The organism is Longimicrobium sp. (assembly GCF_035474595.1).
Lineage (GTDB): Bacteria > Gemmatimonadota > Gemmatimonadetes > Longimicrobiales > Longimicrobiaceae > Longimicrobium.
The window spans coordinates 77,720-93,155 of the sequence record NZ_DATIND010000151.1 but is presented as its reverse complement, the minus strand read 5'-3'; the positions used below and the strand labels follow the sequence as shown (position 1 = coordinate 93,155).

The window sequence follows — 15,436 nt, the reverse complement described above, 5'->3', positions numbered from 1 at the left end:
CGATGCGCTGCGCTCCAATGTCGGCCCGGCAAACCTCGCGTACCTGATCTACACCTCCGGCTCGACCGGGCGGCCGAAGGGCGTGGCGGTGGAGCATGGCCCGGCGGCGGCGCATCTGTCGGCGATGGCCGGAGAGCTCGGCATCGACGCGGAGGACCGCGTTCTCCAGTTCGCCTCGGCCGGGTTCGACGTGTCGCTGGAGCAGGTGTTCTTCCCGCTCCTCTCCGGCGCGACGCTCGTGCTGCGCGGGCCGGAGCTGTGGAGCCCGGCGGAGTTCGCGGACCGCGCGCGGTCGCTCGGCGTCACCGTGGCGAATCTTCCCCCCGCGTACTGGCAGGAGCTCGCGCCTGCCGCGCAGGCGGACGGCGGCCTCGCCGGCATCCGCCTCCTCCTCGTCGGCGGCGACGCGCTTCCGGCGGATGCGGCGAACGCGGGCGCGGCGACGCGGCTGCTGAACTGCTACGGGCCGACGGAGACGGTCATCACCGCGACCGCGTTCGACGTGGCGGGCGGCATCTCCACGCCCGTCGCGCCGATCGGCCGGCCGCTGCCCGGGCGCACCGCGTACGTGCTGGATGCGTTCGGCGCGCCGGTGCCCGCGGGCGTGGCGGGCGAGCTGTATCTCGGCGGCGCGCTGGTGGCCCGCGGCTACCTCGGCCGGCCGTCGCTGACCGCAGAGCGCTTCGTCCCCGATCCTTTCTCGGACGTCCCCGGCGCGCGGCTGTACCGCACCGGCGACCGCGTGAGATGGAGTGCGCGCGGGGATCTGGAGTTCCTCGGCCGCACCGATTTCCAGGTGAAGATCCGCGGGTTCCGCATCGAGCCGGGCGAGATCGAGGCGCAGCTGCGTGAGCACGCAGGCGTGCGCGAGGCCATCGTGCTGGCGCGCGAGGACGTGGCGGGCGACCGGCGGCTGGTGGCGTACTGGTCGGGAGATGCGGTGGATGCGGAGACGCTGCGGTCGCATCTGGCCGCTCGTCTCCCCGGGTACATGGTGCCCGCCGCGTACGTGCGGATGGATGCGTTCCCCGTCACCGCGAACGGCAAGCTGGACCGCCGCGCGCTCCCCGCGCCCGAGGGCGACGCCTACGCCACGCGTGCGTACGAATCTCCCGCCGGCGAGGTGGAGACGGCGATCGCCGCGATCTGGTCGGAGCTGCTGGGCGCGGAGCGCGTCGGGCGGCGCGACCAATTCTTCGAGCTGGGCGGGCATTCGCTGCGCGCGGTGCAGGTTGTGTCGCGCATCCGCGAGGCGCTGGGCGTGGAGGTGCCGCTCGGCGAGGTCTTCGTATCTCCCGTCCTTGCCGATTTCGCCGCGGCGGTGGAGACGGCCGCCCGCGCCGACCTCTCCGTCATCCACCCCGCCGAGCGCGGCGCGGCGATGCCGCTGTCGTTCGCGCAGCAGCGGCTCTGGTTCCTGGAGCGGCTGGGCGGCGCGGGGTCGGCGTACCACATGCCGGCGCGCATCCGCCTGCGCGGCGAGCTGGACCGCGCCGCGCTGGTGCGCGCGCTGGACCGCCTGGTCGCGCGCCACGAGACGCTGCGCACCACTTTCGCCGAGGTGGAGGGCGAGCCGGTGCAGCGCATCGCGCCGGCGGCGGAGAGCGCGTTCCGGCTGCTCGAGCACGACCTGGCCGGCCACGCGGACGCCGCCGCCGAGCTGCGGCGGGTGATGGCGGAGGAGGCGTCGGCGGCGTTCGACCTGGAGTGCGGGCCGCTCGTCCGCGGGCGGCTTGTGCGGGTCGCGGAGGACGACCACGTGCTGCTCGTCACCCTGCACCACATCGTCAGCGACGGGTGGAGCATGGGCGTGCTGACGCACGAGCTGGGCGCGCTCTACGACGCGTTCCGGCGCGGCGATGCCGATCCCCTCGCCCCGCTCCCGGTGCAGTACGCGGACTATGCCGCGTGGCAGCGGCGGCGCGTGGACGGCCCGGTGCTGCAGCGGCAGGCGGACTACTGGGCAGCGGCGCTGGCCGGCGCGCCCGAGCTGCTGGAGCTGCCCACCGACCGTCAGCGTCCCGCGCGGCAGGACCACGCGGGCGCGGCCGTCGGCATCGACCTGGGCGACGAGCTTTCGTCGGCGGTCATCGCGCTCGGCCAGCGGCACGGGACCACGCCGTTCATGACGGTGCTCGCGGCGTGGGCGGTGGTGCTGGCGCGGCTTTCCGGGCAGGACGACGTCGTCATCGGCACGCCGGCGGCCAACCGCGGGCGCCGCGAGATCGAGGGGCTGATCGGCTTCTTCGTGAACACGCTGGCGCTTCGCGTCGACCTCTCCGACTCCCCGACCGTCGTCCAGCTGCTGGCGCGGGTGAAGGCGCGGGCGCTGGAGGCGCAGGATCACCAGGACATCCCCTTCGAGCAGGTGGTGGACCTGGTGCAGCCGGCGCGGTCGCTGGCGCACGCGCCGCTCTTCCAGGTGATGTTCAGCTGGCAGAGCGTGGAGGGCGGCGCGCCGTCGCTGGGCGGGCTGCGCGCGGGGTCGATGGGCGACAGCGGCGCGCACGTGACCGCGAAGTTCGACCTCACCCTCGCGCTGGCCGAGAGCGGCGGGCGGATCGCGGGCGGGGCGGAGTTCGCCACGGCGCTGTTCGACGCGGCCACGGTAGAGCGCTGGCTGGGCCATCTCCGCCGCGTGCTGGAGGCGATGGCGGCGGACGAGCACCAGTCCGTTGCCCGCATCGCCCTGCTCGCGGACGCCGAGCGCCGGCAGGTGGTGGAGGATTGGGGACGCGCGGCCGTCGCGGCGCCAACCGGCGCGTGCATCCACGCGCTGTTCGAGGCGCAGGCCGCGCGCACGCCCGATTCCGTCGCGCTGATGTGCGGCGGCGAGGCGGTGACGTACGCGGAGCTGGACGCGCGCGCCAACCGGCTCGCGCATCACCTCAAAGGCCGGGGTGTGTCCGCGGAGTCCGCGGTGGGCGTGTGCCTGGAGTGGGAGACGGAGCTCGTCGTCGCGCTGCTGGCGACGCTGAAGGCCGGCGGCGTCTACGTCCCGCTCGACCCCGCGCTCCCCGCGGAGCGCCTGGCGTACATGGCGGAAGATGCGGGGCTCCGCGCGCTCGTCACCCGCGGCGCGCTCGCCGGCGCCATCCACGCCGACGCGGTCGTGCGCGTGGATGCGGATGCGGCGCGGATCGCGGCTGAGTCGTCCGATGCGCCGATCTCCGCGATCTCCCGGTCCAATCTCGCGTACCTCATCTACACCTCCGGCTCGACCGGGCGGCCGAAGGGCGTGGCGGTGGAGCATGGCCCGGCGGCGGCGCATCTGTCGGCGATGGCCGGAGAGCTCGGCATCGGCGCGGAGGACCGGGTCCTCCAGTTTGCCTCGGCCGGGTTCGACGTGTCGCTGGAGCAGGTGTTTTTCCCGCTCCTGTCTGGCGCGACGCTGGTGCTGCGCGGGCCGGAGCTGTGGGCCCCGGCGGAGTTCGCGGAGCGCGCGAGGTCGCTGGGCGTCACCGTCGCGAATCTTCCTCCCGCGTACTGGCAGGAGCTGGCTCCCGCCGCGCAGTCGGACGGCGGCCTCGCCGGCATCCGCCTCCTCCTCGTCGGCGGCGACGCGCTTCCCGCGGATGCGGCGAACGCGGGCGCGGCGACGCGTCTGTTGAACTGCTACGGGCCGACGGAGACGGTCATCACCGCGACGGCGTTCGATGCGCGCGTGGGCGGCATCTCCACGCCCGTCGCCCCCATCGGCCGGCCGCTGCCGGGACGCACCGCGTACGTGCTGGATGCGTTCGGCGCGCCGGTCCCCGTGGGCGTCGCGGGCGAGCTGTATCTCGGCGGTGCGCTGGTGGCCCGCGGCTACCTGGGTCGTCCGTCGCTCACGGCGGAGCGCTTTGTCCCCGATCCGTTCTCCGACCTTCCCGGCGCGCGGCTGTACCGCACCGGCGACCGCGTGAGATGGAGTGCGCGCGGGGAGCTGGAATTCCTCGGCCGCACCGACTTCCAGGTGAAGATCCGCGGGTTCCGCATCGAGCCGGGGGAGATCGAGGCGCGGCTGCGGGAGCATGCGGACGTGCGCGACGCCGTCGTCGTGGCGCGTGAGGACGTGGCGGGCGACCGGCGGCTGGTGGCGTACTGGGCGGGTGATGCGGTGGATGCGGAGGCGCTGCGGTCGCATCTCGCCGCTCGTCTCCCCGGCTACATGGTGCCCGCCGCGTACGTGCGGCTGGACGCCTTCCCCGTCACCCCGAACGGCAAGCTGGACCGCCGCGCGCTTCCCGCGCCCGAGGGCGATGCGTTCGCCGCACGTGCCTACGAGGCGCCGCTGGGCGAGACCGAGCGCGCGGTGGCGGAGATCTGGGCGGAGGTGCTGGGCGTCGAGCGCGTCGGGCGGTGGGATTCGTTCTTCGGGCTGGGCGGCCATTCGCTGCGCGCCGTCCGCGTCGTCTCGCGCATCCGCGCGGTGCTGGGCGTCGAGGCGGCGCTCGGCGACCTGTTCGAGCGCCCGGTGCTGGCGGACTTCGCGCGCGGGCTGGAATCCGCCGCGCGCGCCGATCTCCCGCCGATCGTGCCGGTGGATCGCACTGCCGCGATGCCGCTGTCGTTCGCGCAGCAGCGGCTCTGGTTCATCGAGCGGCTGGGCGGGGCGGGCACCGCGTACCACATCCCTCTCCGCATGCGGCTTCGCGGCGGGGTGGATGCGGATGCGCTCCGCCGCGCGCTGGACCGCATCGTCGCGCGCCACGAGGCGCTGCGCACCACCTTCGCCGAGGTAGCGGGCGAGCCGGTTCAGCGCGTCGCGCCGATCGAGGACAGCGCGTTCCGGCTGGTGGAGCACGACCTCGCCGGCAGCTCCGATGCATCCGCCGAGCTGCGCCGCATCGGCGACGAGGAGGGCGCGGCGCTCTTCGACCTGGAGCACGGGCCGCTCATCCGCGGGCGCCTGGTGCGGATGGCGGAGGACGACCATCTCCTGCTCATCACCCTGCATCACATCGTCAGCGACGGGTGGAGCATGGGGGTGCTGAGGCGCGAGCTGGGCGCGCTCTACGACGCCTTCCGGCGCGGCGATGCCGATCCCCTTCCTCCGCTTCCCGTGCAGTACGCGGATTACGCCGCGTGGCAGCGGAAGTGGGTGGATGGCGAGGTGCTGCGCGAGCAGGCCGAGTACTGGACGCGCACCCTCTCCGGCGCGCCCGAGCTGCTGGAGCTCCCGGCCGACCGTCCGCGCCCCGCGCGCCAGGACCGCGCGGGAGCGATGGCGGGCTTCGGGCTGAGCGAGGAGCTGACGGCCGCGCTGAAGGCGCTGAGCCGCCGCCACGGCACCACGCTGTACATGACGCTGCTCGCCGGGTGGGCCGCCGTGCTGGCGCGCCTCTCGGGGCAGGACGACGTGACGATCGGCACGCCAGCGGCCAACCGTGGACGGAGCGAGATCGAGGGGCTGATCGGCTTCTTCGTGAACACGCTGGCGCTGCGCATCGACCTCGCCGGTTCGCCCACCGTGGCCGGGCTGCTGGCGCGGGTGAAGGAGCGGGCGCTGGGCGCGCAGCATCACCAGGACATCCCGTTCGAGCAGGTGGTGGAGCGCGTGCAGCCGTCGCGGTCGCTCGCCCACACGCCTCTCTTCCAGGTGATGTTCAGCTGGCAGGACGCGCCCGAGGGCGATGCATCGCCGCTCCCGGGCCTGAGCGCGGGCTCCGCCGGAGGCGCGACGGCGCAGGTCACCGCCAAGTTCGACCTCTCGCTCTCGCTCACCGAGATCGGCGGTCGCATCGGCGGGGCGGTGGAGTACGCGACCGCGCTCTTCGACGCGGCCACGGTGGAGCGGTGGATGGGCTACCTCCGCCGCACGCTGGAGGCGATGGCCGCGGACGAGCGGCAGTCCGTCGCCCGCATTGCCCTCCTCGCCGACGCCGAGCGCCACGAAGTCGTGGAGGATTGGGGACGGGCGGCGGTCGCGGCCCCGGCCGGCGATTGCATCCACGCGCTCTTCGAGGCGCAGGCCGCACGCACGCCGCATTCCGTCGCGCTGATGTGCGGCGGCGAGGCGGTGACGTACGGCGAACTGGACGCGCGTGCGAACAGGCTGGCGCATCACCTCAAGGGCCGGGGCGTCTCCGCCGAGTCCGCGGTCGGCGTGTGCCTGGAGTGGGAGACGGAGCTCGTCGTCGCGCTGCTGGCGACGCTGAAGGCGGGCGGTGTCTACGTCCCGCTCGATCCGTCGCTCCCCGCCGAGCGGCTTTCGTACATGGCGGAAGATGCGGGGCTCCGCGCGCTCGTCACCCGCGGCGCGCTCGCCGACTCCATCCACGCCGACGCAATCGTGCGCGTGGATGCGGATGCGGAGCGGATCACGGCTGAATCGTCCGATGCGCCGCGCTCCGCGATCTCCCCGACCAATCTCGCATACCTGATCTACACCTCCGGCTCGACCGGGCGGCCCAAGGGCGTGGCGGTGGAGCACGGCCCCGCGGCGGCGCACCTGTCGGCGATGGCCGGAGAACTCGGCATCGGCGCGGAGGACCGCGTCCTCCAGTTCGCCTCGGCCGGGTTCGACGTGTCGCTGGAGCAGGTGTTCTTCCCGCTCCTCTCCGGCGCGACGCTCGTGCTGCGCGGGCCGGAGCTGTGGAGCCCGGCGGAGTTCGCGGAGCGCGCGCGTTCGCTCGGCATCACCGTCGCGAATCTTCCCCCCGCGTACTGGCAGGAGCTTGCTCCCGCGGCGCAGGCGGAGGGCGGGCTCGCGAACATCCGCCTCCTCCTCGTCGGCGGCGACGCGCTTCCGGCTGACGCGGCGGACGCGGGCGCAGGGACGCGGCTGCTGAACTGCTACGGGCCGACGGAGACGGTCATCACTGCGACGGCGTTCGATGCGCGCGCGGGTGACATCTCCACCCCCGTCGCCCCCATCGGCCGGCCGCTCCCCGGACGCTCGGCTTACGTGCTGGATGCGTTCGGCGCGCCGGTCCCGACTGGCGTGGCGGGCGAGCTGTACCTCGGCGGCGCGCTGGTGGCTCGCGGCTACCTGGGTCGTCCGTCGCTCACGGCGGAGCGCTTCGTCCCCGATCCCTTCTCCGGCATCCCCGGCGCGCGTCTGTACCGCACCGGCGACCGGGCGAGGTGGAGTGCGCGCGGGGATCTGGAATTCCTCGGCCGCACCGACTTCCAGGTGAAGATCCGCGGCTTCCGCATCGAGCTCGGCGAGATCGAGGCGCGGTTGCGCGAGCATCCGGACGTGCGCGAGGCGGTCGTCTTGGCGCGCGAGGATTCGCCCGGCGACCGGAGGCTGGTGGCGTACTGGGCGGGTGATTCGCTCGACGCGGAGACGTTGCGGTCGCATCTGGCCGCTCGTCTCCCCGGCTACATGGTGCCCGCCGCGTACGTGCGGATGGACGCGTTCCCCGTCACCGCGAACGGCAAGCTGGACCGCCGCGCGCTCCCCGCGCCCGAGGGCGACGCCTACGCCACGCACGCGTACGAAGCGCCTGTCGGCGAGGTGGAGACGGCGGTCGCGGCGATCTGGGCCGAGGTGCTGGGCGTGGAGCGCGTGGGGCGCCGCGACAGCTTCTTCGGGCTGGGCGGGCACTCGCTGCGTGCGGTGCAGGTCGTCTCGCGCATCCGCGAGGCGCTGGGCGCCGAGGTCGCGCTGGGCGAGGTCTTCGTATCTCCCGTGCTGGCGGACTTCGCGCGCACGGTGCAGACGGCGGCGCGCGCGGAGCTCGCGGCCATCGAGCCGGTGGAGCGCGGCGGGCCGCTGCCGCTGTCGTTCGCGCAGCAGCGGCTGTGGTTCCTGGAGCAGCTGGGCACCGCGGGCGCGGCGTACAACGTTCCCACGGCCATGCGCCTGCGCGGCGAGCTGCACCGCGCCGCGCTGCTCCGCGCGCTGGACCGGCTGGTCGCGCGCCACGAGACGCTGCGCACCACCTTCGCCGAGGCCGCGGGCGAGCCGGTGCAGTACGTGGCGCCGGCGGCGGAGAGCGCGTTCCGGCTGCTCGACCACGACCTGGCGGACCAGGCGGACGGGGCCGAGCTGCGGCGGGTGATGGCGGAGGAGGCATCGGCGCCGTTCGACCTGGCGCGCGGGCCGCTCGTCCGCGGGCGGCTGGTGCGGCTGGCGGAGGACGACCACGTCCTCCTCATCACCCTGCACCACATCATCTCCGACGGGTGGAGCGTGGGCGTGCTCACCCGCGAGCTGGGCGCGCTCTACGACGCCTTCCGCCGCGGCGATGCCGATCCTCTTCCCCCGCTGGCCCTGCAGTACGCGGACTACGCGGCGTGGCAGCGGCAGTGGGTGGATGGGGATGTGCTGCGCGAGCAGGCGGAGTACTGGACGCCCACGCTCTCGGGCGCGCCGGAGCTGCTGGAGCTGCCCACCGACCATCCGCGCCCGGCGCGGCAGGATCACGCGGGCGCGGCCGTCGGCATCGACCTGGGCGACGAGCTTTCGTCCGCGGTGATGGCGCTGGGGCGGCGGCACGGGACCACGCCGTTCATGACCGTCCTCGCCGCGTGGACGGTCGTGCTCAGCCGCCTCTCCGGCCAGCGCGACGTGGTGGTCGGCACGCCCACGGCGAACCGCGGGCGGCGGGAGATCGAGGGGCTGATCGGCTTCTTCGTGAACACGCTGGCGCTGCGCATCGACCTGTCCGATTCGCCCACCGCGGCCGAGCTGCTGGCGCGGGTGAAGGCGCGGGCGCTGGATGCGCAGGAGCACCAGGACATCCCGTTCGAGCAGGTCGTCGATCTCGTCCAGCCCGCGCGGTCGCTGGCGCACACGCCGCTCTTCCAGGCGATGTTCACCTGGCAGAACATGCCGGGCGGCGGCGAGGCGAGCCTTCCCGGGCTGCGCGGCGGCCCGATGGGCGGCGCGGCGCCGCAGGTGACGGCCAAGTTCGACCTGTCGCTCACGATGGGCGAGCGTGGCGGCCGGATCGTGGGCGGGGCGGATTTCGCCACGGCGCTGTTCGACGCGGCCACGGTGGAGCGCTGGCTGGGCTACCTCCGCCACGTCCTCGCCGCGATGGCGGCGGACGAGCACCGGCGCGTGGACGCGCTGCCGATGCTGGACGCGGACGAGCGCCGGCAGCTGCTGCAGGGGTGGAACGCGACGGAGATGGAGTACCCGTCGGACGCCTGCATCCACTCGCTCTTCGAGGCGCAGGCGGAGCGCACGCCGCACGCAGAGGCCGTCGCCGACGGGGCCGCGTCGCTGACCTATTCGGAGCTGAACCGCCGCGCGAACCGTCTCGCGCATGAGTTGCGGGCGCGCGGCGTCGGTCCCGACGTGCGCGTCGGGCTCTGCGTGGAGCGCGGGGTGGAGATGGTGGTGGCGCTCTTCGCCGTGCTGAAGGCAGGCGGGGCGTACGTGCCGCTGGACCCCGAGTACCCCGAGGACCGGCTGCGCTACATGCTGGCCGACAGCCGCCCCGCGGTGCTGCTCACGCAGGCGCGGCTGGCTTCGCGCTTCGCGGGGACGGGCGTCGATGTCGTGGCGCTGGACGCGGACGCGCCGCGCTGGGCGGACCGCCCGGAGACGAATCCGGAGCGCGGCGGGCTCCGTCCCGGACATCTCGCCTACCTCATCTACACCTCCGGCTCGACCGGGCAGCCGAAGGGCGTGGCGATCACGCATCGCAACGCGGTGAATTTCCTCGTTTGGGGCGCGCGCGAGTTCCGCGACCGTGGGATCGGGCGGACGCTGCTGTCGACGTCGCTGAACTTCGACCTGCACGTCTTCGAGGTCTACGTCCCGCTGTCCGTCGGCGCCACGGTGCGCGTGGTGCGCGACGCGCTGGACCTGGTGCACGCGGACGTCGATGCGACGCTGGTGAACACCGTCCCCTCGGCCATCAAGGCGCTGGTGGAGGCGGGGCGCGTGCCGGCGACCGTGCGGACGGTGAACCTCGCCGGCGAGCCGCTGAAGCAGGGGCTGGTGGAGCGCATCTTCGCCGAGACCAGCGTGGACCGCGTCTGCAACCTGTACGGCCCGTCGGAGACGACGACGTACTCGACGTGGGTGGAGATGCGGCGCGAGGACGGCTTCGCGCCGCACGTGGGCCGTCCTATCGCCAACACGCAGATCTACCTGCTGAACGCGGACGGCGAGCCCGTTCCCGCCGGTGTCGTCGGGGAGATGTACATCGGTGGCGACGGGGTGGCACGCGGGTATCTCGATCGCCCCGAGCTGACGGCGGAGCGCTTCGTCGCGGACCCGTTCGCGAGCGAGCCCGGCGCGCGGATGTATCGCACGGGCGACCTGGCGCGGTGGCTGCCGGACGGCAACATCGAGTTCCTGGGCCGCAACGACGCGCAGGTGAAGATCCGTGGCTTCCGCATCGAGCTGGGCGAGATCGAGGCGCGCCTGGCGCGGCACCCCGAGGTCCGCGAGGCCGCGGTGCTGGCGCGCGAGGACAGTCCGGGCGACAAGCGGCTCGTCGCCTACTACGTCGGCGAGGGCGTGGGCGCCGAGGCGCTGCGGACGTGGCTGGGCGGGCAGCTTCCGGAGCACATGGTGCCGGCGGCGTACGTCGCGCTGGAGACGATGCCGCTGACGCCCAACGGCAAGCTGGACCGCAAGGCGCTCCCCGCGCCCGAGGGCGACGCGTTCGGCGTGCGCGACTACGAGGCGCCGCTGGGCCAGACCGAGCGCGCCGTCGCCGAAATCTGGGCCGAGGTGCTCGGCGTCGAGCGCGTGGGCCGGTGGGATTCGTTCTTCGGGCTCGGCGGCCACTCGCTGCGCGCGGTGCGGGTCATCTCCCGCATCCGCCAGATCCTGGGCGTCGAGGCCGCGCTGGGCGACCTGTTCGTGCACCCCGTGCTGGCGGAGTTCGCGCGCGGGCTGGAATCCGCCGCGCGCGCCGATCTCCCGCCGATCGTGCCGGTGGACCGCGGCTCCGCGATGCCGCTCTCGTTCGCGCAGCAGCGGCTCTGGTTCATCGAGCGGCTGGGCGGAATGGGCACGGCGTACCACATCCCCCTGCGCATGCGGTTGCGGGGCGGGGTGGATGGAGATGCGCTCCGCCGCGCGCTGGACCGCATCGTCGCCCGCCACGAGGCGCTGCGCACCACGTTCGCCGAGGTCGATGGACAGCCGGTGCAGCGCGTCACCGCGATCGAGGAGAGCGCGTCCCGGCTGGTGGAGCACGATCTCGCCGGCCGCGCCGATGCGATGGCCGAGCTGCGCCGCATCCTGGACGACGAGAGCGCGGCGCCGTTCGACCTGGAGCGGGGCCCGCTCGTCCGCGGCCGGCTGGTGCGGGTGGCCGAGGACGACCACGTGCTCGCCATCACCCTGCACCACATCGTCAGCGACGGGTGGAGCATGGGCGTGCTGACGCGCGAGCTGGGTGCGCTGTACGACGCCTTCCGGCGGGGGGATGCCGATCCCCTCCCGCCGCTGCCGGTGCAGTACGCGGACTACGCCGCGTGGCAGCGGAAGTGGGTGGATGGAGATGTCCTCCACGAGCAGGCGGAGTACTGGACGCGCACGCTGGCTGGCGTCCCCGAGCTGCTGGAGCTGCCGACGGACCGGCCCCGCCCCGCGCGGCAGGACCACGCGGGCGCGATGGCGGGCGTCGACCTCGGCGAGGAGCTGACGGCGGGGCTGAAGGAGCTGAGCCGCCGCCACGGCACCACGCTGTACATGACGGTGCTCGCCGGGTGGGCCGCGGTGCTCGCGCGCCTGTCGGGGCAGGACGACATCGCCATCGGCACGCCCACCGCCAACCGCGGGCGCAGCGAGATCGAGGGGCTGATTGGCTTCTTCGTGAACACGCTGGCGCTGCGCATCGACCTCGCCGGCTCGCCCTCCGTCGCCGGGCTGCTGGGGCGCGTGAAGGAGACGGCGCTCGGGGCGCAGCATCACCAGGACATCCCGTTCGAGCAGGTGGTGGAGCGGGTGCAGCCGGCGCGCTCGCTCGCGCACACGCCGCTCTTCCAGGTGATGTTCGCCTGGCAGGACGCGCCGGAGGGCGATGCATCGCCGCTCCCCGGCCTGCGCGCGGGCTCGGCGGGCGGCGCGGCGGCGGCCCACGTCACCGCGAAGTTCGACCTCTCGCTCTCGCTCAGCGAAGCCGGGGGACGGATCGCGGGCGGCGTGGAGTACGCAACCGCGCTCTTCGACGCGGCGACGATCGAGCGGTGGATGGGCTACCTCCGCCGCGCGCTCGAAGCGATGGTGGCGGACGACGCGCGCAGCGTGGACGCGCTCCCGCTCCTCGCGGAGGCCGAGCGCACGCAGCTGGTGGAGACGTGGAACGCCACCGCCGCCGAGTACCCGCGCGACCTGTGCGTCCACGAGCTGTTCGAGGCGCAGGCCGCGAGGACGCCGCACGCGGACGCCGTCGTCTCCGAGCGGGAGGCGGTGACGTACGCGGAGCTGAACGCGCGCGCCAACCGCCTCGCGCACCACCTCCGTGCGCTGGGCGTGCGTCCCGACGCACGCGTGGCCGTCTGCGTGGAGCGCGGAACGGAGATGGTGGCGGCGCTGCTCGCGGTGGTGAAGGCCGGCGGCGCGTACGTCCCGCTCGACCCGGCGTACCCGGACGAGCGGCTGCGCTACATGCTGGCCGACAGCGCACCCGTCGCGCTGCTGACGCAGACGTCGCTGGCACCGCGGTTCGCGGACGCGGCGGTGCCCGTCCTCGACCTGGGCGACGCGGTGGCGTGGGCGGATCGCGACGCGTCGAATCCGGCTCGCGAGAGCGCCGGGCTCGACGCGGGGCACCTGGCGTATGTCATCTACACGTCGGGATCGACGGGGGCGCCGAAGGGCGTGCAGGTGGAGCATCGCAGCCTGTGCAATCTCGTCGCCTGGCACTGCGATGCGTTCGGCGTGCGCGAGGGCGATCGGTCGTCCAGCGTCGCCGGGTTCGGGTTCGACGCGGCGACGTGGGAGATCTGGCCGGCGCTCTGCGCGGGCGCGGCGCTGCATCTTCCCGCCGCGCGCGATCCGGAGGCGCTGCTGGAGTGGTGGGCGAGGCAGCCGCTGGACGTCAGCTTCCTCCCCACGCCGCTGGCCGAGCTCGCGTTCGAGCGAGGCATCGCCCCGAAGACGCTGCGCTCGTTGCTCGTCGGCGGCGACCGGCTGCGCACGCTGCCGGCGGACGCGGGCTACACCGTCGTCAACAACTACGGCCCGACCGAAACCACCGTCGTCGCCACCTCGGGCGAGATGTGCGCGGAGGACCGGCTGCACATCGGGCGGCCCATCTCCAACACCCGCGTCTACGTGCTGGACCGGCGCGGCGAGCCGGTGCCGGCGGGCGTGGCGGGCGAGCTGTACATCGGCGGCGCCGGCGTCGCGCGCGGCTACCTCGGCCGGCCCGGGCTCACCGCGGAGCGATTCGTCCCCGATCCGTTCGGCGGCGACGCGTCGGCGCGCATGTACAAGACGGGTGATCTCGTCCGCTGGCTTCCGGATGGGAATCTGGAGTTCATCGGGCGCAACGACTTCCAGGTGAAGGTGCGCGGATTCCGCATCGAGCTGGGGGAGATCGAGTCGCGGCTCGCCGAGCATCCCGACCTGCGCCGCGCCGTGGTCCTGGCGCGCGAGGATGCGCGGCTGGTGGCGTGGTACGTGGCGGATGCGCTGATCGAGGCGGAGGCGCTGCGCGCGTTCGTGGCCGGGCGGCTGCCGGAGTACATGGTTCCCGCCGCGTTCGTGCGGCTCGACGCGCTGCCGCTGACGCCCAACGGCAAGGTCGACCGCCGCGCGCTCCCCGCGCCGGAGGGCGACGCCTTCGACAGCGGCGCGTACGAGGCGCCGGTCGGAGCCACGGAAGAGGCGCTGGCCGCGATCTGGGCGCGGGTGCTGGGCGTGGAGCGCGTCGGCCGGCACGACAGCTTCTTCGCGCTGGGCGGGCACTCGCTGCTGGCGGTGCAGGCTGCGGCGAAGGCGCGGCAGGCGCTGGGGTGCGAGGTGGCGCTGGCGGACCTGTTCGCGCACCCCACCCTGCGCGCGTTCGCGGAGCGGCTGGGCGGCGGGGCGGGGGAGACGCGCGGCGACCGCGCCATCCCCATCCGCGCCGCGGGGCAGCAGCGCCCGCTCTTCCTGGTGCACGAGGGGACCGGGTCGACGGACTACGCGCAGGTGCTGCATCCCCATCTCCCTCCCGATCTTCCCGTGTACGCCCTTCCCGCCGCCGCGGCCGGGGAGCCGCGCACGGTGGAGGGGATGGCCGCGCGGCTGCTGCGGATGGTGCGCGCGGTGCAGCCGGAGGGCCCGTACCGCCTGGCCGGGTGGTCGTTCGGCGGCGTGCTGGCGTACGAGATGGCCACCCAGCTCATCGGCATGGACCAGGCGGTGGAGTTCGTGGGGATGATGGATACGCGCTGCCCCTCGTCCACCGCCGCGCGCGCCGCGTCGGCGGCCGATGGCACCGAGCCCGATCACGCGCTGCTGCGGGCGCATCTCCACGCGCTCGGGGAGTACTTCCCGCAGGCGCTCCCCATCCCCGTGCACCTGTTCCCGGCGCAGGGGAGCGCGGATCCGGACGAGCGGCGCGGGTGGCAGGCGCTCCTCCCCGACCGGCTGCTGCGGGTCGCCCCGGTGCCGGGGTCGCACCTGTCGATGGTGGAGGCGAAGCACGTTCCCGCGCTCGGGCAGGCGCTGTCGCGCGCGCTCGCCGCGCCGGCCGCCGGGCGCGCCACGCCCGAGGACGGGTATGCGCCGCTGGTGACGCTGCGCTTCGGGCGGGCGGGGGGCGAGCCGCTGTTCTGCGTGCCCGGCGCGGGGGCCAGCGTGGCGGGCTTCGCCGAGCTGGCCGGGTGCCTGGACCCGTCGCGCCCCATCCACGCCTTCCAGCCGCGCGGCCTGGACGGCGGGCTCCTTCCCCACGCCACCGTGGAGGCCGCGGCGGAGCTGTATCTGCGCGCGCTGCACGAGGTTCACCCCACCGGGCCGGTGCACCTGCTGGGGCACTCGTTCGGGGGATGGGTCGTCTTCGAGATGGCGCTGCGGCTGCGCGCGGCCGGCCGCACGGTGGGGAGCTTGACGATCCTGGACAGCGAGGTCCCCGGCGAGGAGGCGCGCGACGCGCTGGAGCACGACGGGCGCGAGGCCTTCTTCCGCCTGGTGGAGGTGTTCGAGCAGACCGCCGAGCGCCCGCTGGGCATTCTCCCCGCCGAGGTCGAGGCGCTGGACGAGGGCGGGCGGCTGCGCGTCCTGCACGGCCGGCTGGTGAACCTGGGCATCCTCCCGCGCCGGTCGACGCATGAGGTGCTGCGGGGTCCATTCCGGACGTTTTCCACCTGCCTCCGGGCGACCTATCGTCCCGTTGGGAGCTACCAGGACAAACTTCGACTTGTACTTGTGAGCGATCCTGGGTATGATGATGCCGCCAATCACAAACGTGTCGCGGAAAGTGTTCGGGGGTGGACGCACTGGGCGCCCGGCCTCGCCTTCTCCATGGGTGCCGGGAACCACATGACGGCGCTCAGGCGGCCGCACGTGCAGCATCTGGCATCCCTTCTCGCCCTGCCCTGA

At 74.0% G+C, this 15,436-nt stretch carries 1 protein-coding gene (only partly in view); it reads left to right on the top strand.

What is annotated here, in order from left to right:
• A protein-coding gene (locus VLK66_RS25900; protein ID WP_325312409.1) for a non-ribosomal peptide synthase/polyketide synthase crosses the window boundary here: on the top strand, positions 1 to 15,436 show its 3' portion. The gene continues 8,318 nt to the left of window position 1, outside the view; the window shows 15,436 of its 23,754 coding nt (coding positions 8,319-23,754); the start codon falls outside the window, past its left edge; the stop codon is at positions 15,434 to 15,436.